This is a genomic window from Thermococcus indicus, assembly GCF_006274605.1.
Classification (GTDB): domain Archaea; phylum Methanobacteriota_B; class Thermococci; order Thermococcales; family Thermococcaceae; genus Thermococcus; species Thermococcus indicus.
In genome coordinates, this window is record NZ_CP040846.1 from 137,083 (window position 1) to 158,226 (window position 21,144).

The following is a 21,144-nucleotide window of genomic DNA, read 5'->3' on the forward strand; positions in this document are numbered from 1 at the left end:
GCCCTTTGGGGGCAGTTGAAAAGAAAGGGCTGGATAACAAGATTCAGTCGTCTTCAATCATCCCTTGGGCCTTTTGGGCTTTTCTGCACAGTTCGCAGCTCTGCATGAAGACGAGCATGTTGAGGAGGTGGAAGAGCTCTATCTCCGTGAGTTCCACGCCCGCCTGGGATATTCTCTTGAGAACTGGCTGGGAGTTGATCTCTATCTCATCCAGGACCTCTTTGGCGAGTTTTACCAGCTCCGCCCTGTTTTTTATCTTGAAACCCGCTTTCTCTAGGATCTGAACGAGCTTCTCAGCCTCTACCTGGAGGTATGCCTGTCTGAACTTCTCCACGCTCTCGTCCGGGTCTGCCTTGATGAGGAACAGCCTGGCGGCCCTGGAGTAGACCCTCTCGTTTCCGTGGGCTTCCAGTTCCTCAACGAGTCCTGCTTTCTCCAGGGTCTTGACGTGGCGGTAGACCGTTGTTCTGTCCTTTTCCAGGGCGTCACTCAGTTCGTTTATGGTCATGGGTCTCTGTCTGAGGAGCTGGAGAATCCTGAAGCGCGTCTCTTCCGAGAGCACCTTCACCTTCTCGGGCTCTGTGATTATCAAAACTTCCCTCACTCAGTACTCCTCCAGCTTGTCCTGGGGGGTTTCTCCCTCCTCGACGATCTTCCTACCCGCCGCAACCATGTCTATGCTGTGCACAACTCCGCCGAACTCCTCTATCGTCCTGACTATCTCGTCGTAGTCGAGGTTGTCGCCGGCCATCGTTATCTTGACGTTCTCCGTCTCCTTGTCTATCTCTACGAGAGTTATGTTGACCCCATCGACCCCGTCGAGCTCGCTGAGTCCGAGCGCCAGCTCCGTCACCATCGGCTGGTGCGGCTTAAGCACATCCAGAACCAGTAACCTTATCCCCTTTGCCATATCCCATCGCTTCCCCTTTCTAGGAGTTATTTTTTAAGTATTTCTCCCAGCTTCTTCAAGAGCGCCAGGGTCTCCTCGTCGCGGCCCATCCTGGCCATTGCCAGCCACTCGATGGCGTGGATGATGTCCTCGTTGGAGAAGTCTTTGAGCGCCTCCTCGTTGGCCTCGATCTCCTTTGATATCTCCGTCTTGAACTCGTGCTCCTTTTTGAGAAGCTCGTCCATTGTGTTGAGCAGCTCCTCGTCATCGAACTCGTAGCCAAGGGCCTTGAATATCTCCAGCTTTATCTTGAGCCTCGAGCGTGCGAAGTAGCGGAGCTCCTCGTCTCCGAGGTACATGTTGATGTAGAAGGCATCGGCCGTTCTTCCGTAGTACTTCTCCACCAGGTTGCCCTTCATCTCCGTCCTCTTGACCTCGACTAAACCGGCTTCCTTGAGCTTCTCGATGTGGTGGTATATCGTCTGGGGCGTCTTCCCCAGTATCTCGCTCAGCTGAGAGATGGTCATCTCCTTGTTGCGGAGCAGTCCGAGGATCTTCCTCCTCGTGTCCTCAAGCATCAGCTTTATAACTTCCGGGTCTGTTATGACCTTAACCTTCGCCATTCCTACCACCCAATTTAAACGTTCTAATGCTTCTTTTAACGTTATGGCATATAACCCTTTTGCTTTCCCCGGTAGCTTTATATATGTAAAGGCTATGCTTCATTAGGGCCACTGATGGACAAAATATCCACTTCCCCGGATGTACCCATCTGGGGAGGAAGGCTTAAATATGGGCTCCCGAAAAACCTTCGGAGGTGGACAAGATGGAGGCTCCAAGGCTCGATTTCCTGTTTTATCCGAAGAGCGTCGCGGTCATCGGGGCGTCAAACGTCCCGGGAAAGATAGGAAACGCGATAATGCGCTCGATAACGCTCAACTTCGATGGAAAGGTCTACGCCGTCAACGTCAAGGGCGGCGAGGTCGAGGTCAACGGAAAGAAGTTCCAGGTTTACAGGAGCATCAAGGAGATACCGGGCGAGGTTGACGTCGCGGTCATAGCGGTTCCCGCGAAGTTCGTCCCGGACGTCATAGACGAGTGCGGCGAGAAGGGAGTTAAGAGCGCCGTCGTCATCTCGGCAGGCTTTAAGGAGGCCGGAAGGGTTGAACTCGAGGAGGAGCTTGTTAAGCGCGCGAGGAAGTGGGGCATAAGGGTCGTTGGTCCGAACTGTCTCGGCGTTACGAACCTCGAGAACGGCTTCGACTGCAACTTCAACCCGCCGGAGAGGCAGGCCAGGCCGCCCTTCGGAAAGGTCGCCTTCATGAGCCAGAGCGGTGCCTTCGGCGCTGCAATCCTCGACTGGGCGGCGAGCCACAAGATAGGCATGAGCAAGTTCATCAGCCTCGGCAACATGGCCGACCTCGATGAGAGCGACTTCATAGCGTACCTCGGCGAGGACGAGAAGACCGGCGTCATAACAGGCTACATCGAGGGCGTCAAGGACGGAAGGAAGTTCTTCAACATAGCGAAGGAGGTCACGCTCAAGAAGCCCATCATCATCCTCAAGGCCGGAAGAACCGAAGCCGGCGCCAAGGCTGCCGCAAGCCACACCGGTTCCCTCGCCGGTTCGTTCAAGATATACGAGGCGGCTTTTGAACAGACGGGTGTTCTCTCGGCCAAGAGCATGCGCCAGCTCTTCAACTACGCGAAGGCCTTAGCCATGCAGAAGCCGGCCAAAGGAAACCGCGTGGCTATAGTTACTAACGGCGGTGGAGCGGGAGTCATGATGAGCGACGGCCTGCTCGAGAAGGGAATGAAGCTCGCGGAGCTGAGCGAAGAAACCAACGAGCGCTTTAGGAAAGACATCGAGGAAGGCAAGCTCCCGCACCACATGAGCTACAGGAACCCGATAGACGTCATCGGCGACGCCCCGTCGAGCCGTTATGAGATAGCCATGCGCTATGCCCTCGAAGACCCGAACGTCGATGTCCTCGTCGTCATAGCGCTCTTCCAGAGCCCGGCCCTCGATGAGGGAATCGTCGAGGCGATGGCGAGAATGCAGGAGTACGGCAAGCCCATAGTCTTCGTGGCTCCGGGTGGAGACTACCCGCACAAGATGGCCAGGAACATCGAACTCAAGGGCGTTCCGGTTTACGAGACCGTCGAGGACGGTGTCGATGCGGTCTATGCCCTCGTCAAGTACGGCGAGTGGCTGAGAGAGAACGGAAAGCTCTGACGGGCTTTTTAGCTCCTACTCTTTTCGTTCCTTTCTCCAGTTCTTTCACTGAGTGGAATCCCCTCAAAGTCCCTCAGGTCAAAGGCCAGTTCGAGGTTTTCTTTCCCCTCGATCTTTTTCGCGATTATTCCGAAGTGCTTCTCGTAATCCTCAAGCCCAACGAGTTCGGCCTTCCTCTCAAGGTTTCGGAGGATTCTCCGCGCGTCCCTTAATCCAAGCTCCTTCCACTTGACTTCGATGAAGAGGGCTTTCTTTGAGCTCTCGTTTAAGGCCACCAGGTCAATCTCCTCTCCCCTGTGCCACCACCTGCCAATCTTTGTGAATCTGAATGGTAGGAGATTTTTTCCCTTCGCCTCAATCAGGAACTCCTTCGCGATTTCCTCGAAGGGCTTCCCGAGGAAGGTGTTGAAGTTTCTCTCAAAATCTTCGATTGCCGCCTCGACGAAGTTTCCCTCAATCTCCCCGTAGTAGGGGCTGACAAAGCGCGACCAGAAGAGGAAGTAGTTGTCCGCTATCTCGTAGATTCCCTTCTTTCCGAAAAGGGGGGTTGCCTTTCCAACAATCCCTAGCTCGCCGAGAACCCTCAGGTAGGGCACTACCCGGTTCTCCTTCATGTAGCAGAAGTTCGCTATCTGTGTGACCCTCGTGTTGCCCCTCGCTATCGCCTCTAGAATTGCCAGATAGGTTGACAGCTCCCTCAGCTCCTCGCTTAAAAGGGCTCTCGCCTCTCTGAAGAGAAAGGCCGAGGAATTAAAGAAGCTGGCCTTTATCTCCTCCTCGACGTTCCTTCCGCTGAAGAATTCGAGGTACTTCGGGGTTCCACCGGTTACGGAGTATATTTTCACGAGGTCCTCAACGCTCGAATCGAACCATTCGAAGAGGTGTTTGAATTTCAATGGTTGAACTTTGATGTTTGCGTCGCTCCTTCCGTAGATTGGGCTTGAGTAGCTGAAGAACTCCCTCTCAAGGAGGGAAACGTAGGAACCCGAAACAACCACCAGGGCGTCCATGTCTCTGTTCTCCTCGATGGCCCTTGAAAGCTCGCTGAGAATTCCCCCATCTTTTTTGATTAGATACGAGAACTCGTCAAGAATGAGCAGTATCCTCCCACGGTTCAGCCTTTTTAGGAGAGCGAACAGCGAAGGAAAATCATGAACCTCGACGTTGAATCCTAGGAACTCGGAGACTTTGCTTGAGAGGAGTTTGAAGTTGTACTCCCTCGGCTTGTCCTCAAAGATGACGAAAATCCTCTCCTTGTCCTTTGAAAACTCCTCAAGGAGCCTCGTTTTCCCAACCCTTCGCCTTCCGTAGACCAGAACCAGGGTTAACCCTCTCCTTCCCCAGAGTTCTTCGAGGGTACTTAGCTCATCCCGGCGGTTGACAAATTCTCTAAGCATGATTATATAAACGTGATTAGAGTTTTTAAGGCTTTCGAGTGAACGTCCTTCTCCAAAAACTTTAAATCCCCTTCTTCCCCTTCTCTTCCCATGCGCGGTGGTCGTTTTTGGCCCTGGTGAAGCCGACCTCTTCTTGACCGCCTTAGCCCTGAGTTTCGTTTCCACTGGAAATGGAGGTGCTTTGAATGGACGACTTTAAGGTCACCCCATGGGACGTTGAGGGTGTCGTGGACTACGCTAAGCTGATAGAGGAGTTCGGGACGAGCCCGCTGACCGACGGGCTGATAGAGAAAACCGCAGAGCTGACGAAGAGCGAGCTTCCCATCTACTTCCGGAGGAGGTTCTTCTTCTCCCACAGGGACTACGATAAAGTTTTAGCGGACTACGAGAGCGGAAAGGGCTTCTTCCTCTACACCGGCAGAGGCCCGAGCGGACCGATGCACATCGGCCATATCATCCCCTTCTTCGCCACCAAGTGGCTCCAGGAGAAGTTCGGCGTGAACCTCTACATCCAGATAACCGACGACGAGAAGTTCCTCTTCAAGGACAAGCTCACCTTCGACGACACCAAGAGATGGGCCTACGACAACATCCTCGACATCATAGCCGTCGGCTTCGACCCGGACAAGACCTTCATCTTCCAGGACAGCGAGTTCACTAAGATATACGAGATGGCGATACCGATAGCGAAGAAGATAAACTACTCGATGGCCAAGGCTGTCTTCGGCTTCACCGAGCAGAGCAAGATAGGAATGATTTTCTACCCGGCCATACAGGCCGCTCCAACCTTCTTCGAGAAGAAGCGCTGTCTCATCCCGGCGGCGATAGACCAGGATCCCTACTGGAGGCTCCAGAGGGACTTCGCGGAAAGCCTCGGCTACTACAAAACGGCGGCGATTCACTCAAAATTCGTCCCTGGTTTAATGGGCCTCGAGGGCAAGATGAGCGCGAGCAAGCCCGAAACTGCCGTATACCTCACCGACGACCCGGAGGAAGCCGGAAAGAAGATATGGAAGTACGCCCTCACCGGGGGCAGGGCAACCGCCAAGGAGCAGCGCGAGAAAGGTGGCGAGCCTGAGAAGTGCGTCGTCTTCAAGTGGTTCGAGATATTCTTTGAGGAAGACGACAAGAAGCTCATGGAGCGCTATCATGCGTGCAAGAACGGCGAGCTCCTCTGCGGCCAGTGCAAGCGCGAGCTGATCGAGAGGGTTCAGGAGTTCCTGAAGGAGCACCAGAAGAAGCGCAAGGAGGCCGAGAAGAAGGTCGAGAAGTTCAAGTACACGGGCGAGCTGGCGAGGGAGCAGTGGGATAAGAGCATCCCGGAGCCCCTCAGGTGAACCCCCACTTCTCCTCGAATTCCCTTTCCTCAAGTTTCTCTGCTTCTTTTCCTCCCAGCTCTACCATGAACTTCTCCTCGGCTTTAACGTCCGGCCTCAGCCTTATGTCGAGGATGGCGCGGATTATGAACCCACCGTGCCCCATAACGAGAGTTTCGCCTCCGAGGCTGCCAGCCAGGCTTCTCGGGCTGACCGTTTTGTAGTTCCCGACGAGCACAGTGCTCTCCTCGGGCAGCATTGGGGCGCTGAACTCGAAGGACGTTCCCGTCCCAAGAATCTTTTCGAAGCTGAAGCCCTCCGTCGTAAGCGCCACCTTTACCTGTCTCGCCTTCGTAAGGGTCGAGTACACGCTCCCCCTGATGAGTTTTCCGTCGCCTCTGAAGCTCACCTGGGCCGAGTCCTCCTGCGTTGAGACCGTCACCGTGCCCTCACCATTCACACGTCCTTTTCTGGTCAGGAACAGGAGCACCACGTCCCTGTACGGCTCGCTCAGTATCCTCACCGCCGGCGTCCTGACGAATCCTGTGCCGTCGGAGTAGATCGCGGCCTTGAACTCCCCCTCGGCAAGGGGAATCCGTGAGCCCCGGGACGTCCTCTCGGCCGTGAACTCTCTGCTCACGTGGTAGGTTCTGTTCTTTCCTCCGCTCCACCAGCCCCTCATCTCCAGAACGCCCACCTCAAAGTCCATCTCGTCTGGAAGGGAAACCGCCGAGTCCGAGAACTCCGCGGCCGAGAAGAACGCTTCTGCCCTCTTTGATGCGGAACGAACCCGGATTACACCGTAGAGCCCGCCCCCAAATATCAGAAGCGCAAAAGCGATGAAAAGCACCAGAAACAGCGTTCCCCCGGCAGCGCTCAGGAGCATGTAGACCAGGGGCGCCATGAACGCCACCATGAAGATCAGTATGAACACCACCGCCAGGGTGCTTCCCCTATCCCTGAGAACGACGACTTTCATGATGTCCACCAATGGGGCTTTCGGCGGGGTTGTTTATTATCCTTCCCGCGAGCGCTTTATAACTCCCGCTTCGAATTCATATCGGTGCTGCATCATGGTGCGCCTTCCCTTCCGTGACACATACTATGAACTCCGTCCGAGCAAAATAGTGGCTCTGGCCAAGAACTACGCCGAACATGCCAGGGAGATGGAGAGCGACGTTCCCAAAAGCCCCGTCTTCTTCCTCAAGCCTCCGAGCGCGCTGATAGGCCCCGGCGACCCGATAATCTTGCCCAGAATGAGCAGGAGAGTAGACCACGAGGTCGAGCTTGCCGTCATAATCGGGAAACGGGCCAGACGAGTGCCGAGGGAAAAGGCGTTCGATTACGTCCTCGGCTACACGATACTGCTGGACATAACCGCCCGCGATCTCCAGGCCGAGGCGAGGGAGAGGGGCCTCCCATGGAGCCTGGCCAAAGGCTTCGACACCTTTGCCCCGGTCGGCCCTAGAACAGTGGACAGGCGCGAGTTGGACATAGCGGACCTTGAAATCGGCCTCAGGGTGAACGGCGAACTCAGGCAACTCGGAAGGACGAGCGAGATGGTTTTCAAGGTTCCCGAGCTGATAGAGTACATAAGCTCCGTCATGACGCTGGAGCCTGGCGATATAATCGCAACGGGAACGCCGGCTGGAGTAGGCCCGCTCAGGCACGGCGATAGAGTTGAGGCGTGGATAGAGGGCATAGGTAAGGTCGAGTTTGATGTTCTGGCCGAGGGTTCGATACTCTGCTGAAAAACTTTTTTAAGTTTTCAATCTTTAACCCTATTGGGTGGTGTCATGAGGCGGGCGCGTTCGGTGGTCGTCTTCCTGCTGATTCTCTCCGTTGTAACGGCCGGCTGTCTCGACAACAACTTCGTTTACGCCAGGGGAAAGAGCGTTCCGGCGGGGGAGAGCAGGGAGTGGCCGTTTAAAGGCCCAGCTAACCTGACCGTGAAGATCAGCTCCAGCGTCCCGGTGGAGGTGAAGGTGGTCTCCTCCGACGGGATCGTGCTGAGGGACTTTGGAACCGTCAGGGAAGTAAACGCGGTCGTTGAGCTTCCGGGGGGCAGGTGGAAAGTTGTGGTGAGGAACCCCGGCAACGAGACTGCGGTCATCGACGTGACACTGAAGACCTGAGCCTTCGCTTTTCCCAGAATTTTTCCTAAATCGCTTCAGCCTTTTCAAGTTTCAACTAACCATCGTTCGGCGGATTAAACGGCACATTAAACACCCTTCGAGCCTTTAATGTCGTAATGTGCGTTGGTGTCCAATTGTCCATCTTCCTGATGAATTTTTATTCATGCTGAGACTAAAAACGGCATAAAGGTCTTTTTTAACCCGTTTCTGGTTTTAAATCCACGTTCTTGACTTTTACAGGGCTGAAAAACTTTATATTTTGGAACAGGCCAATCTCCAAGGAATGCACATTCCTAAAGAACGTGGACATGAATGCTCATAACTGTACAGGAGGTTGGGAGATGGCCGATGCCAACTGGAAGGTTGGAGAAGCGAGCTGGAAGCGTAAGGATTCGGACGAGACCTACCGCGAAGTGACGCCCGCCGCTATAATACTGGGTGTCATCTGGGGCGCCTTCATGGCCGCCAGCTTCACCTACGCGGGAATGATAATGGGCTTCACCTCCGGCGGTTCAGCCATAGCTGCCATCGTCGGATGGGGAGTCCTCAGGGGAATCCTCAAGAAGGGAACCGTCGTCGAGAACAACATCGTCCAGACCATAGCCTCTGCCGTCAACATCTCCGTTTCGGGAGTCATCTTCACCATCCCGGCGCTCTACATCATGGGCCTGCACCAGGAGATAAACACGACCTACTTCTTCCTCGCCACCGCGGCCGGAGCGATACTGGGAATCACCTTCATAATCCCGCTGAGGAAGCAGATGATCGAGATTGACAGGCTTCGCTTCCCGACCGGAACGGCCGTTGCCACCGTCCTCAAGACCCCGGGAAGCGGAATCGAGAAGGCCAGGCTGCTCTTCCTCGGCATGGCCGTCAGCGCGGCCGTCTATCTGGTCCAGCAGTTCCCGGTGCTCGGCCTCCCGGAGATAATCCCCGAGTACATCGACCTTGGAGCCATACTCCACCTCCCCGAGTGGGTCAGCCTTGCCATGGCCCTCTCGCTGATGGTCTTCGGAATGGGCCTCATCACCGGAAGGAACGGTCTCATAGTCCTCGCCGGTGGAATACTCTCCTACTACATCATCACACCCATAGTTAAGACCCTCGGCTGGCTCCCGAGCGACGTCACCGGCGGAGCAATCAGCGGTTTCGTCTACGCCAACATGACCAGGCCGCTCGGCATTGGTATGCTCCTCGGCGGCTCGATAGCCGGGCTGATACTCTCGATGCCCGTCATCATAGTCGCCCTCAGGAGCATAGCCAACGCGAGCAAGCTCGGAACCGGAAGGAACGAGGAGCTCCCGATAAAGTACCTCTACGCCGGAATAACCCTCGCCTTCCTGCTGCTCCTCGTCACCACCTACCAGCTGGGCAACCTCGGCATCGGCAGGAGTCTGCTAACTGCCCTCGTCGGCGTCGCCTGGATATTCGTCGCCTCACTGCTCGTCGCCATGTCCACCGGAATGACCGACTGGAGCCCGGTTTCCGGTCTCTCCCTCGTGTCGGTCATGATACTCCTCTACCTCACCGGCAAGCAGGTGCCGCTGACCATACTCCTCGGAGCCACCGTCGGTGTCGCCATCTCCGGCGCCGCCGACATGATGCAGGACCTCAAGACCGGCCACCTCGTTGGCGGTATTCCCTCCAGGCAGCAGAAGGTTGAGCTCCTCACCGCCTGGATAGGGCCGATAATAGCCCTCACCGTCGTTGGCCTCATATGGAAGGCCTACGGCATCGGAAACGAGATGGTCCCGGCGCCGCAGGCCATGGCCCTCAAGTCCATGGTCGATGCCATCCTCGGCGGCAACGTCCCGGTTGACAAGTTCATCGCGGGAGGAATCCTCGGCTTCGCCCTCTCCATGAGCGGAATACCGGGACTCGGAGTCCTCGTCGGCCTGTCGATGTACCTGCCGATGCTCTACATCCTGCCCTACGGACTCGGCTGTATCGTCCACGAGATAGCCAAGAGGAAGAAGGGCAACGAGTTCATAACCGAGAAGGTGCTCCCGGTCGCGGCCGGACTCATGGTCGGAGAGGCGGCAATGACGCTCCTCTTCGCGGTCCTGACCGTTATGGGAGTGCTCCACCCGTGAGGTGATGGAAATGAAGAAGCTCGTTGGAAACGTCCTGCTCACGGTAGGCCTCGTTGCCGGCGCGATAACCGCCGCCAGGATACCGCCCATGTGGGGCGGCTTGGCCGCTTCCCTGGCCGTCATGGGGGCGGGCATCTTCCTCAGGCGCCAGGGTGCGAAGGAGGAGCTCCACAGGGCGGCCCAGAGTGGAACCGGAGGCGTCAGGGAGCTTGAGAGGCTCCTCACCGATGCCCTTGGCAGGATCGAGAGGATAATGGACGCCCCGCGCGAGAAGGCCGTTGAAGAACTCACCGGAATCCTCGAGGAGCTCGATGAGTTCGCCGAGAAGGCGCAGCCCCTCAGGATAGAGGGCCTCATGACCTACGGAACCATCATGAGCGTCTTCAGCAGGGGCGAGAGGGCCCTCAACAGGGCCTGGAGCGCCTTCGCCGACGGCTATGAAAACGAGGGAAGGAGATACCTCCGCTACAGCTACGACGACCTCAAGGAGACCCTCAGCGCAGTCAAGGCGCTGAAGGTCTGAGCTCTCTTTCTTTTCTTCTCCTCTGGCTATTCTATTACGTAGGTGTGTACCATGAGCCCGCCGTGGCCGATGAGGCGGTGGTGCTTGATCTCGAAGCCGTTCTCGGTCATCGCCTTCTCTATCGCCCTCTTCTCCGTCGTTATAAATACACCGCGCTTTTCGAGAACCTTTGAGAGCTCCTGGAAGAAAGCCGAGTAAAGCCCGGGGATCATGCTCTTTCTGCCTATTTTAAGGCCGTAGGGAAGGTTGCTCACCGCGAAGTCCACCCTCTCGACGTATTCGCTCAGCTTGGTGGCGTCGCCGAGTATGAATTCTATCCGCTCCAGGACTCCTGCGGAGAGGGCGTTCATTTTTGCCCCAATCAGGTGCTTTCTATACTTCTCCAGGCCGACTATCCGTCCATCGTAGCCCCTCAGGGCCAGTTCTATAGGAATCGTACCGCTCCCACAGAATGGGTCGATGAATGGGCCGCCGTCCGGTTTTGCCAGCTCAATCAGTGCGTTGGCTATGCTGGCCTTGAGGTGGGCTGGGTGGTCGTAAACGCGCCACGGCCTCTTGTGAAGGGAGCTGTCTCCGGTTGTGTCTATTCCGAGGAAGAAAACCTCCCCAACCAGCTCCGCCCGGAATATGACCGCCGGATGGTCGAGGTTGACCTTTGGCTTTCCGAAGCGCTCAAGCCTCTCGAATATAGCTTTTCCAACGGTCTTTGATATGTCGAGGCTCGTTATCTTGTGTTCGCCCTTCCTGAAGGAGCGCACCGCAAAGGGTTCGCTCACCTTGACGTACCTTTCCACTGGAAGTTCCGAGACGAACTCCTCTATCCTCCTGAGGGCAAGGTCGGGTTCCTCTTCCCCGATCCCCTCAAAGCGCTCGCTCGCTATCTCGACTATTACTCTGTGAAGGAGCCTTGAGCGCTCGTTAAGATAGGTTGAAACGCTCAGCTCCCTCTTCCTTCCCTTCTCGTCGGTGTAGAGGGCTTCGCCGACTTCAGCGAGAATTCTCCCCTCAACGCCAAGTGGCTTCTCCTCCACACGAAACGGAACTCCAAGGCCCGAGAGCAGGTTCTCGACCTCGGCCTTTGCAAGATCCTCGATTCCCTGTGAAGTGGTGAGCAGGAGCCTCATGATAACGAATGTCCAGGTCCCCTCTTTTAAGCTTTGTTTGGTTAATGCCTCCATGCACTTTCATATAACTTGGTTATTGAGTATCAAAATGATTTTATTCCATTGTATGTTACGACATTTTATCTACTAGTCAAAAGTTCATTTATCGAACTGTTAATTTCAATCAACGTAACTCTTATAAGTTTGTGATGTTACAGAACCATACGCGGTGAATGTGTATGGGCGGCGATGGATTTGTTAGTTCATTATATCTTGACAAGGTACTCGATGAGTACATTCTGTTCTCGCCAAAGACGCTCCACCTTATCCGGCTAGATGCTGAGAGCTATGAACTGCTTGATTCCATCAGAAAGCGCGGAGTCGAAGAGGGCGTTAGTGAGTTCTTGAAAAAACACCCTGAAATCAGCCCTCAAGATGTGGACCGGGTGATAGAAGGCCTGAAGGCCTTAAGCGCGGTTCCTCCTTACTTGAGCGTGGACTCTAAATCGTCCGAGGTTGTTCCAACTTCCGTTGCCCTCTACCTGACGAGTGCGTGTAACTTTAAATGCGTGTATTGTTATGAGCAGCAGCACGGGATTCCGCTGTTTATGATACGTGATGAAAATGATGCAGATGGCATAATTGAGTTTTTGCTTTCCAGGGGGTCATCCAAACTGTCAGTTGGTTTCTTCGGGGGTGAGCCTCTCCTGAACTTCCGCATGCTCAGATACATTGCCGAGACTCTTTCGCGGAGGGCAGCTTCCCGGGGGAAGACCGTTAATTTCAGCATCACCACAAACGGTTACTTGATAACGCCTTCTGTTGTGGATTTCTTCAAAAGATTCCGCTTTAACGTCGTTCTCAGCATGGACGGACCCAGGGAGATACAGAATCACAACAGGCCCACGAAAACTGGGGATCCAACGTTTGACGTTGTAATGAAAAACCTCCGGCTCCTGCTTACCAGTGGTGTTCCTGTGACTGTGAGGGCAACGATACTTCCGGAGCAGATTGACAGGTATTTTGAAATTTTTAGATTTTTTGTGGAAAACGGCGTTAGGAGTGTTCACATTGAGCCCGCATCTATCGGCTCAGATAGTTTCCGCGAGATAGTCTCACCACTGAAGGAACAACTGAAGCTCATTGCCGAGTACGAACTCGAGCACATCGAGGAGACGGAGATGTTTAGGTACTCCCACTTCAGGAAGTACTTCACGATCCTCGCCTCAAGGCGTTCCCTTGTCTATCCTTGCGGCGCTGGCAGGAAACTTTTTGGTGTATCCTCGGACGGAAAGCTTTACCCATGTCAGAGGTTCGTGGGAATGGACGAGTTCGTCGTGGGAGACGTTAGATCGGGTGTCAATGTTGATTCAGAGGTGATACAAAAGATACTTCGCAATCCTCCGAGGGAACCGTGCAACCACTGCTGGGCCTATCCATTGTGCAGGGGAGGCTGTTACTACATAAACTACATGTATTCTGGGGACATTCACAAACCTGATCCCTATTACTGCGAGTTCATTAGAGAGCTTATACGGCTTTCCATGTGGCTTTACGTCAAGGTTAAGAGAAATCACCCTGTGATTTTCGAGAAGATGTTGAAATCACTTGATTACTACTCACCCCCTTCCGGGGTGAGCGAGGCTTCGGCCGATGAGTCAAAAATTAAAAAGGAGGTGGGTGAAGTATGGAGTTCGAGGTCGTGAACCCCGGAGACAAGACCAAGATCTGGATCGGGCCCTGCGGAGTTCTTGACCAGGGCGGCTGCCCGTTCCCGGAGGACTGGGAGTGCTGGTGGCCGGAGGACATATGCTATGGACCTGAGGTGACTTCCGTCTGACTTTGTGAGTTTTCACATTTTAAATTTTTCAGAGGTTGCGGGGGGATTAGATGGGAGTTCCAGTAAGAACTGTCTCCAGATTGGTGGCCATATACTTGAGTGTTCTTCTTGTCATTGTTATAGTGGCAGGCGCCACTTCCAATAAAATTATGTGGGATCATGTTCATGAGGCTGTTCTTAACATTCAGAGCTTTAATCCGTATCTTTACTCGGAGCTCGAGAGAAATGCCACTAGTGAGGGATTGACCGTGGAGGAGTACTATTACAAGCTCATCGCCGGGTCTAACTCTAATACTATGAATCTCGAAGAGTTCATGTTCTCTGGTAGTGATGGTGAGTATTACTATCGTCTCCTGAAAGAATCTGGAGGTATTCGAACCGACAACCTTCTCCTCATGGGGATAGACCTCCTCAGGAAGAGCTTTGACTACTACCGCGAGAACCCCAAGTACGACTTCGCCCACGTCATAAAGGTGACCCTCGCCGTCATGGGGCTGGCCATGGTCTTGACCCTTCTCCTGGGTCTCTTCCTTGGCTTCAGGCTGGCGAACGGTAGGTTCCTTGGAACGGTTGAGGGCCTGGCGCGCTTCTTCAACGGTCTTCCCTCCTGGTGGATTGGTGCGGTTCTGATAGCGGTCTTCGCGGTCGAGCTGGGGGTTTTTCCGATAGCCGGCCTGAGGAGCACTCCACCAAAGGAGGGCTTTGGGGACTTCATCGACATCCTCTGGCACCTCATCCTCCCGGTTTCCACGCTGGTCTTCGTCTACGTCTGGGAGTTCGTGGTCACGGTGGCCCACGAGGTGAGGAACGAACTTGGAAAGCCCTACGTCCTCACCGAGAGGGCCAAGGGCCTTCCCGAGGGGCTGATATACAGGAAGCACGTCCTCCGGAACGTTTCCATCGTCCTGAGTTCTTTCACGGTCCAGAAGTTCGTGGAGATGTTCACGGATTACATAGTCATCGACGTCCTCTTCGGCCTCGGCGGTCTTGGAACCCTCCTAAGGGCCAGCTTCGTCAGGACCATAGTCCCGGCCATAGGCGTGGTGGTGCGCTTCGACTACCGCCTCTTCTTCGTCGTAACGCTGTCGATAGCCACCATAACGTTCCTCTTCTCCCTCCTGCTCGAACTGACCAAGGGACTGCTCGATCCGAGGGTGAGCTGAAATGGGACGGAAAGCTGGAGTGGCGATACTCGTAATCTTCGCGCTCTTCGTGGCCTTCTCGAACGCGGGCGTGAGCGATGAGGACATTGCCAACTGGGAGAATCTTAACTACTGGAAGGACAACCCGCGAATGGCATATCCCTCGTGGTTCGCCCTATTCGGCGACAGAACTCCCACGGTCTTCCTGGAGCCGTCGCTCGTTGAGGAGAACGGTTCCTCAGTTTACAGGTTTTCCTACGAACATGCCTACCACGACAAACCGAGCGACGTCAGGTTCTACGGCCTCCCCTACGGTGAGGAGGTTGAGATAAGCGTTCTGAGGCCGGACGGGATTAGAGTGCCCCTCTACGGCGGTATAGCGACCTCGAGCAACCTCAGCCTCAACACCAACATGCGCACGGGAGTTGTTTCTTCGCTTTCCGGCGTTCTCAATCTCAGCGAAGCTGGGTACGTTCTCTTCTCCGCCACCCAACTACTGTTCTCCCGCGACGGAAGTATGGCAACTCTCAACGGGGAGTACGTCTTTGAGGTTCGCATAGCTGGAAACGCCACGCCCTCCGTTGAAATCCTCGGAACCTGCTACGGTTTCCTCGGCACGGACTCCTACGGCAGGGACATGTGGGTCGGCTTCGTCAAGGGAATGAACAACACCCTCTACCTTGCATTCTTCACCACGGTGATAATAGTGGTCCTGGGGGTTCTTATAGGTCTCATCTCGGGCTACGTTGGCGGTGCCCTTGGTGAGTTCATAACGTTCCTCCTGGAGGTTCTCGTCGCTTTGCCGATGCTCCCAATTCTGGTCGTCCTCGTCTGGCTGTTCTCCACCCAGGGCTACGGCCAGCAGGTCAGGATAAACCCCGTCCTCTTCATGTTCCTCGTTGCCCTCCTCACCCTCGGGAAGTTCGCCAAGACGGTTAGAATGATGACGATAAGGGAGAAGGTGAACGAGTACGTCAAAGCCGCGGTGAGCATGGGCGCCGGCACGCTCTGGGTCCTGAGGAGGCACATACTCCCGCCGGTCGGGGAGTTCTCCCTCAGGTACTCCACCATACTCCTGGCCAGGATAGTGGCGCTGGTTTCGGTGTTCGGGTTCTTCGGCCTGATTCCGGGCACAAACTGGGGGTCGTTCATGATAGAGGCCATGAACCAGGGGGCGCTCTACGGGGGCTACTGGTGGTGGATAGTGGCTCCCGGCCTCGCCATGGCGGTTCTGAGTGCCGGTCTGGCTTTCGTCTCCTCCGGCTCCGGTTAGCTACTCCAGTATAGCCACCACGCCCTTCCACTTCTTGCCGAAGCACTCGCTCGCCAGGACGTGCTTGCCGGTCAGCCGCTCCAGGAGCTTCGTTCCGCCGTCGCACTTCTTGAAGCCCGTAGCTATTCCCACGGTGAAGCCCTCTATCTCCCTTATCCCGACCCTCTTTCTGTTGTCGAGCTTCTTCCTCAGCTCGTCACCGTACCTCCAGAGTACCCTCCTCGGGTCCAGGAGGAGTTCCCGCTCAACTCCGTCGAGGATTTCCTCGAAGTCCCGGATAAATTCCTCTTCCCTTCTCTCCTCCTTTCCGAAGAGCGTAAAACGGCCGGTCTGCCACTCCCTGAGGAACCACCTTGCCGTCTCCTCCAGATCGACCTCACCGCCGGCCTTTATGAGGCCCCTTTTTTCTCCTATCCTCCTGAGGATTTCCTCCTCGCCCTCAAACTCCTCGATGCCAAACTTCTCGGTGAGGGCTTCTTTCCTCGTATCCAGAATACGCCTGATGAGTTTGAGCGCCGGTTTGACGGGCTCGTCTATCTTGTCCGCTGGGAAGCCTCCCTTGATGACCAGCTCATCGAAGTCGTCTATCGGGATGACGCCCGGTGAATCTAAGAGCCATATCTTTTTGCTCAGCTTTATCAGCTGTTTACCCTTTGTGTAGCCGGGAATCGGGGCGGTTCCGACGGCTTTCTTTCCCTTCAGGGTGTTGATTATCGTGCTCTTGCCGACGTTGGGATAGCCGATGAGGGCCACCTTAACCTTTTCTCCCTCGTCCAAGAGCGGCCTGGCGAGCCTCTTTATCTCCCTCCTCAGTATTCCGGTTCCCTTCCTCTCGCGGGCGGAGATGAAAACCACCGGTATCTCGCTCTTTCTCTTGTACTCCTCGGCCCATTCTTTTGGTACCAGGTCCGCCTTGTTCATGACTATGAGGAGCGGCTTGCCCTCATCCAGGATGAGCCTCTCAAGCTTTCGGTTCCTTGTTCCTATGGGGTCACGGGCATCGACGACCTCGACGATAACGTCGGCCTCGTCAACTACCTCCCTCACCACTCTCCACGCCTTTCTCGCCTTCATCTCTCACCACCGTTATCTCAAAGATTGCGGTGCCGCCGTCCGTGTACGGTGGCCCCGGGTCGAGGCACTGAACGTATGCCTTCTCACCCGTGCCCAGGCCTAGTTCACTCGGCTTAATACCCTTTCGCAGCGCAACTATGTATGGGGTCTTCTCTACGTGAGTTTTTGTGTGCTCACGTGGAGATTCATCCCCCGAGTTACTGTGAGTGCCCGGACTTAGACCGTCCCGCCCACTCTCCTTCTCTTCCAGTTCACTACGGCGGAACGGGTCGCCCGAACACCCGCAGGGCTCAACCAGCCCTCCACCTCGCCTCGCTCATCGACTTCACCGGGCTGGCCTCACAACCAAAAACTATTTAAGTAAGCAGGTATTTAAGAATTTCGGTGAATACAATGGGAGTCATAACCGTGAAAATTCCGGACGAGCTGGAAGTTAAATTCCGAAAGAAAATCCTCGACGTTTACGGGGTCAAAAAAGGAGCCCTCGGAATGGCCATAACGGAGGCTATTGAATTATGGCTCGAAAAACACGAAAAATCCGCCGAGCAGAAGTGAACTACATCACAATCAAAACAAAACTCGAACCAGTGGGACAGGAAGACTACCTGAAACTCGCTCTCCTGACTGAAAAATTCAAAAGGGCCGTCGAACTCGCAATAAGACTCCAGCTCAGGGGCATTAAAAAGAGCGAAGGCGTGAGGGAAGTTTCTCGGTTGATTCTCAACAACTGGTGGTATTCTGACAGTGCGTGGGATTATGCGAAAATGCTCCTCAAGGGAGCAAAACAAAACGGTGGAAATCCAAGGCACATTCACCTGAAATCAAAGTTCCTTATTAGCAAACCAAAGGAAAATGAGAAGGGAAACCGGAACGTGAGGATTGAGGGGTTGAAGGTTAGAATCCGCTCGAACGGTGAATGGCTGAACTTTAAGATGAAAACCACCGAGAAGTTTCTTCCAGTTCTTCTGGACGCTCAAAAGTTTAAATACGGTGCTCAGGTTGTCTTACGGAATGGGAAAGTTTACCTGCACGTTCAGGTGCCCTTTGAGGTTTATCTGGGACGCTACAGAAGAACAACCAACGGAAGACTTTACGCTGGTTTTGATTTGAACTCGGACAGGGTGAATATGGTTATTCTCGACGGAGATGGTATTATTCGGGACGTTAGGGTTAAGCACTTTCCAGAGGTTAATTCTCCGGGGTTTCCGAGGAAGAAGGCGAGGGATTTGAGGTTGAATGCTCTCGCTCGCCTTCTGGATTATGTGTTTTATCATGGTGTCAGAGTCGTGTTCTTTGAGGATTTGGGAAGGATTAAGAGAAAGAATGGGAAAGCTACAAGTTCGAGACGGGGGAATCGTAAGGCGTCGAATTTTGCGAAGAAGGAACTTCTTGAGCATGGTGTTGTTATGGCGTTAAAGAGGGGTTTTAACGTTTATCTGGTTAATCCTGCTGGTTCTTCGAAGTTGGGGCGTGAAATTGCTCAATGGTTGGGTTTGGACGTTCATTCTGCGTCAGCGTTTGTGGTTGGGTGGTGGGGAGTTATTTCCCTAAAAACTCACGAACACTCTCGAAAAAAGAACAGTTCTGGTAGGCAGTAGCGATGCGAATGCATGGGTGCATATTGCGTCCGTTTCTTCCAGGTTCACCCTGGGCCCCTCAACCACTATCCTGTCCCCAACGTGAAAAACGGGACATTTTCCCCGGATTTCTATTACGCGAATCTCTAACCGCTCCATACACTCACCGAAACCTAAATAAAGATTGAAGTTCAAAAAACTATCCGGCATGAGAAACTGTTATGATAACGTTGATGGTGGTGCTCAACGTGTCCGAGGATATCGAGGCGAAGATTCGCCGTTTGAGGGAGCTGGGTAAAGCCAGCGCCGAACCAGAGCCCCCTGTGGCCCCCAAACCCGTCCCTGCTAAAAAACCTTCCCGCAGACCGCGCTCGGTGGGTAGTATCCGCGAGAAGGAGAGGAGGAAGCGGATCCTGATAGGAGTTTCTATCGTGATAATCGTGCTGATTCTAACGTCGGTTGGCGCCTACGTTTATCTCCAGAACCGTGCCACCGAGGAACTTACCAACGCCAGAAACAAAAAGCTGGCCGAGGTTAACCTGTACTTCAAGCCCGACATATTCAACAATACCAACTGCTCCCCCAAAGCCAACGCTATCAAATCCCAGCTCCTCAACCAGATACTTCACGCCAAATCCGTTGATGAGCTCAATGCCATTGACGTTAAGGGGAACTACGATATTGCGTTGCGTGAGTACAATTCGTGTATCGATGAACTTCACAGGCTGGAGCTGGAGAGGCAGCTGAACAGGACAAAGGAGCAGAAATTAAAACTCCTTGAGCTTGAGTTCCAGCCACTTCTCTCGATGCCCCTCCCGGATGACATCCGCACCAAAACCGTAACGTACATGAACGACCTTAAGGAGCGCGTCATGTCCGCCACAAGCGTTGATGAGGTCAACTCCATAAAGGCCGACCCGTACCTCCTGGAGGTGTGGAGGGACTACTACTACTGGCGCATCGACGCCCTCCCCGGACAGGATGTGATACTTGAGTACGGCGACTCCAAGAAGATGGTCACCAAGGCCGATGCCAAGGCTGTGCTGGGGGGCATCATGGACTATAGAGAGCTCATGAAGTACAACGTCGTGAAGGTTGAGTGGGTGGAGATGTCCCTTGTCCTCCCCAAGAGGAACATAAACGGTGCGTTCCTTTCGCCGGGTGACAGAATAAAACTTTTTATCCAGGGTCAGAACACAACGGCGGTTGACGGGTACTTTGAGCTTGTCCTTCTGCCTGTTCAGTCGGGTTCGATATCGGTTAGTGAGTCCCAGAGTCAGTCAAGTTCCTCCTCCACTTCCTCATCGACCACCTACAGTGAGAGCCACTCCTCATCCGCTTCCCCGGGTGGAGCCTCGATATCCGACAGCAGCAGTGCGAGTGACTCCGTCACCAACAGCCAGTCGGTGAGTCAGAGTTCGTCCGGCAGCTACTCCTACAGCGTGAACCTGGCGGAGATACTCAAAGCGATAGCCGCCGGTAAGATACAGGCCAGCGAGGAGGTTAGGCAGCAGCTCAGCGCGTACGGATGGAAGGTTCTTGACCTCGAGAAGGACACGTCATTGGAGGCTATTGACCACAACACCCAGCTGCTCGTTATAGTCAAGGTTCCCTCGATATTCGTCCCGGACGTGCTGGCCAACCAGAACTCCCTTTACCTTGTCAGGGTATCAACGTGAGGTGATGGCCGTGAAACGCCCCGCGGCATTTCTTTTACTTTTCATTTCGTTATTTGCGGCTCTGCCCGGTCACTACCAGGTGCAGGCCGCAGGCACACTCCAGGGTGATGTTCTAATAAACCTTAACGTTACCCTTGTGAACACCGCACCGTTTCCCAAGTTCCTGGTTCTCAATCCCGCGTACAATATAACCGTTTACCGGCGCGGAAACAACGAGACGAACCTCGGGTTCTACATAGATAAGGGGATGAACCTTAACTACAACCCTGGCATATGGATTATGCCGTACGAAACCGTTGTGATAAACGTCAGGGTCTCCAAAACCGAGTCATACTCCCTCCCGTCCGTTACGTGTGGGGGAACCGATGGTACCTCCATCGGCTGCGGTGTTGTTGTGCCCCCTCTCGTCAACTCGCCATCCCAGCTCTCAGCGCTCTCAATGTTCCCACTCGTCGATGGACACATCCGTATTCTGGAGTACCGGGGAGTCGTTAAGTTCAACGTGTACTCGGGGGATGCGGGTACGTTCAAGAAGTTCTTTGCCGTTACCGTCCCCGTTGTGTTCGTTGATGGGAGGATGTACGACTTCACTCCGAACTACACAATGGACTACAGCGAGTACGTGGACGCACTTTTTGAATACACTGGAACAGGGAGGCGCTCTGTGAACGTAGAAAACAGCGTTCAGATGCCGCAGGGGATGTTCCAGCTCACTCCAACGCTTCTTACCGGTGTCAGTGTTGGAATGCCGGGTCGGGTTCTCCCGTCGAATGAATCCTATGAGTTGCCCCTGTGGGTCGTCACAACGGGAACCGGCGTGGAGATAACCTACCGTGTTGAATGGAGCGCGGGGGGGCTGTAAAAGTT

Annotated in this window: 21 protein-coding genes and 2 pseudogenes; 14 read left to right on the plus strand and 9 right to left on the minus strand. The window is 54.4% G+C overall.

Translation table 11 applies throughout. The features are described 5' to 3' along the window. Window positions 1–43: 43 nt before the first annotated feature. Genes FH039_RS00770 through FH039_RS00780 form a run of 3 tightly spaced genes read right to left on the minus strand, consistent with a single transcriptional unit; the run spans window position 44 to window position 1,512 of the window. Window positions 44–604: an ArsR/SmtB family transcription factor gene (locus FH039_RS00770; protein ID WP_139679826.1), complete on the minus strand. Its 561-nt coding sequence runs from the start codon at window positions 602–604 to the stop codon at window positions 44–46. After that, window positions 605–910 (minus strand): DUF211 domain-containing protein, encoded by a 306-nt coding sequence (locus FH039_RS00775; RefSeq protein ID WP_058939297.1) that lies wholly within the window; start codon window positions 908–910, stop codon window positions 605–607. 26 nt (window positions 911–936) lie between these two features. After that, on the minus strand, window positions 937–1,512 hold the full coding sequence (locus FH039_RS00780) for a transcriptional regulator (RefSeq protein ID WP_139681526.1): 576 nt from the start codon (window positions 1,510–1,512) through the stop codon (window positions 937–939). 203 nt (window positions 1,513–1,715) lie between these two features. Between FH039_RS00780 and FH039_RS00785 the strand changes: the two genes are divergently transcribed. Beyond that, entirely contained in the window at window positions 1,716–3,125 is a 1,410-nt protein-coding gene (locus FH039_RS00785) for an acetate--CoA ligase family protein (protein ID WP_139681527.1), read from the plus strand. A gap of 8 nt (window positions 3,126–3,133) precedes the next feature. Here the strand turns inward: FH039_RS00785 and FH039_RS00790 are convergent, their stop codons facing one another. Further along, window positions 3,134–4,522 carry an ATP-binding protein gene (locus FH039_RS00790; RefSeq protein WP_139679827.1) on the minus strand — a complete coding sequence of 463 codons (1,389 nt, stop codon included), beginning with the start codon at window positions 4,520–4,522 and terminating at the stop codon, window positions 3,134–3,136. A 185-nt stretch (window positions 4,523–4,707) separates the two neighbouring features. Between FH039_RS00790 and FH039_RS00795 the strand changes: the two genes are divergently transcribed. Then, entirely contained in the window at window positions 4,708–5,859 is a 1,152-nt protein-coding gene (locus tag FH039_RS00795; protein WP_139679828.1) for a tryptophan--tRNA ligase, read from the plus strand. Here the strand turns inward: FH039_RS00795 and FH039_RS00800 are convergent. After that, window positions 5,852–6,817, minus strand: coding sequence for a hypothetical protein (locus tag FH039_RS00800; RefSeq protein ID WP_139681528.1), 966 nt, complete (start codon window positions 6,815–6,817; stop codon window positions 5,852–5,854). The two genes, FH039_RS00795 and FH039_RS00800, sit on opposite strands and share 8 nt — an antisense overlap. A gap of 94 nt (window positions 6,818–6,911) precedes the next feature. Here FH039_RS00800 and FH039_RS00805 point away from each other — a divergent pair, with 94 nt between their 5' ends. The 4 genes from FH039_RS00805 (at window position 6,912) to FH039_RS00820 (ending at window position 10,589) form a co-directional block, all read left to right on the plus strand. Further along, a complete protein-coding gene (locus FH039_RS00805; protein ID WP_139679829.1) occupies window positions 6,912–7,589 on the plus strand; it encodes a fumarylacetoacetate hydrolase family protein in 678 nt (225 codons plus the stop codon). Window positions 7,590–7,634: 45 nt separating this feature from the next. Next, on the plus strand, window positions 7,635–7,973 hold the full coding sequence (locus FH039_RS00810) for a hypothetical protein (protein ID WP_139679830.1): 339 nt from the start codon (window positions 7,635–7,637) through the stop codon (window positions 7,971–7,973). Window positions 7,974–8,314: 341 nt separating this feature from the next. Further along, entirely contained in the window at window positions 8,315–10,066 is a 1,752-nt protein-coding gene (locus FH039_RS00815; protein ID WP_139679831.1) for an OPT family oligopeptide transporter, read from the plus strand. A 4-nt stretch (window positions 10,067–10,070) separates the two neighbouring features. Further along, complete coding sequence (locus FH039_RS00820; protein WP_240703234.1) at window positions 10,071–10,589, plus strand: cell division protein; 519 nt, start codon at window positions 10,071–10,073, stop codon at window positions 10,587–10,589. A gap of 26 nt (window positions 10,590–10,615) precedes the next feature. Here the strand turns inward: FH039_RS00820 and trm14 are convergent, their stop codons facing one another. After that, window positions 10,616–11,713: a tRNA (guanine(6)-N2)-methyltransferase gene (trm14, locus tag FH039_RS00825; RefSeq protein WP_139679832.1), complete on the minus strand. Its 1,098-nt coding sequence runs from the start codon at window positions 11,711–11,713 to the stop codon at window positions 10,616–10,618. Between the two features lie 218 nt (window positions 11,714–11,931). On the opposite strand from trm14, the gene FH039_RS00830 reads away from it, so the two are divergent. From FH039_RS00830 to FH039_RS00840, 4 genes are read left to right on the plus strand one after another with little or no spacing between them, the layout of a single operon-like run. After that, entirely contained in the window at window positions 11,932–13,398 is a 1,467-nt protein-coding gene (locus tag FH039_RS00830; protein WP_168188352.1) for a radical SAM/SPASM domain-containing protein, read from the plus strand. Beyond that, on the plus strand, window positions 13,380–13,532 hold the full coding sequence (locus tag FH039_RS12085) for a hypothetical protein (protein WP_168188353.1): 153 nt from the start codon (window positions 13,380–13,382) through the stop codon (window positions 13,530–13,532). The genes FH039_RS00830 and FH039_RS12085 overlap by 19 nt, the downstream gene beginning before the upstream one ends. A 50-nt stretch (window positions 13,533–13,582) precedes the next feature. After that, window positions 13,583–14,695 carry an ABC transporter permease subunit gene (locus tag FH039_RS00835; protein ID WP_139679834.1) on the plus strand — a complete coding sequence of 371 codons (1,113 nt, stop codon included), beginning with the start codon at window positions 13,583–13,585 and terminating at the stop codon, window positions 14,693–14,695. 1 nt (window position 14,696) lies between these two features. Then, complete coding sequence (locus FH039_RS00840) at window positions 14,697–15,947, plus strand: ABC transporter permease (RefSeq protein ID WP_139679835.1); 1,251 nt, start codon at window positions 14,697–14,699, stop codon at window positions 15,945–15,947. Here the strand turns inward: FH039_RS00840 and FH039_RS00845 are convergent, their stop codons facing one another. Further along, window positions 15,948–17,021 carry a GTPase gene (locus tag FH039_RS00845; protein ID WP_139679836.1) on the minus strand — a complete coding sequence of 358 codons (1,074 nt, stop codon included), beginning with the start codon at window positions 17,019–17,021 and terminating at the stop codon, window positions 15,948–15,950. Beyond that, a pseudogene (locus FH039_RS12295) lies at window positions 16,978–17,166 on the minus strand (TIGR04076 family protein); the annotation flags it as partial. The gene FH039_RS00845 and the pseudogene FH039_RS12295, both read right to left, overlap by 44 nt. A 239-nt stretch (window positions 17,167–17,405) precedes the next feature. Between FH039_RS12295 and FH039_RS12090 the strand changes: the two are divergent. Together FH039_RS12090 and FH039_RS00855 are read left to right on the plus strand one after the other, a co-directional pair. Further along, window positions 17,406–17,576 carry a hypothetical protein gene (locus tag FH039_RS12090; RefSeq protein ID WP_157065422.1) on the plus strand — a complete coding sequence of 57 codons (171 nt, stop codon included), beginning with the start codon at window positions 17,406–17,408 and terminating at the stop codon, window positions 17,574–17,576. Further along, the gene (locus tag FH039_RS00855) at window positions 17,573–18,619 is read left to right on the plus strand and encodes a transposase (RefSeq protein ID WP_240703235.1); all 1,047 of its coding nucleotides are present in this window, start codon (window positions 17,573–17,575) and stop codon (window positions 18,617–18,619) included. The genes FH039_RS12090 and FH039_RS00855 overlap by 4 nt, the downstream gene beginning before the upstream one ends. Here the strand turns inward: FH039_RS00855 and FH039_RS00860 are convergent. Then, window positions 18,611–18,757: pseudogene (locus FH039_RS00860) on the minus strand (TIGR04076 family protein); the annotation flags it as partial. The gene FH039_RS00855 and the pseudogene FH039_RS00860 sit on opposite strands and share 9 nt — an antisense overlap. Window positions 18,758–18,819: 62 nt before the next feature. Here FH039_RS00860 and FH039_RS00865 point away from each other — a divergent pair. After that, window positions 18,820–20,277 carry a DUF515 domain-containing protein gene (locus FH039_RS00865; protein WP_240703236.1) on the plus strand — a complete coding sequence of 486 codons (1,458 nt, stop codon included), beginning with the start codon at window positions 18,820–18,822 and terminating at the stop codon, window positions 20,275–20,277. Between the two features lie 4 nt (window positions 20,278–20,281). Continuing rightward, window positions 20,282–21,139, plus strand: coding sequence for a hypothetical protein (locus FH039_RS00870; RefSeq protein WP_139679838.1), 858 nt, complete (start codon window positions 20,282–20,284; stop codon window positions 21,137–21,139). Window positions 21,140–21,144 lie beyond the last annotated feature (5 nt).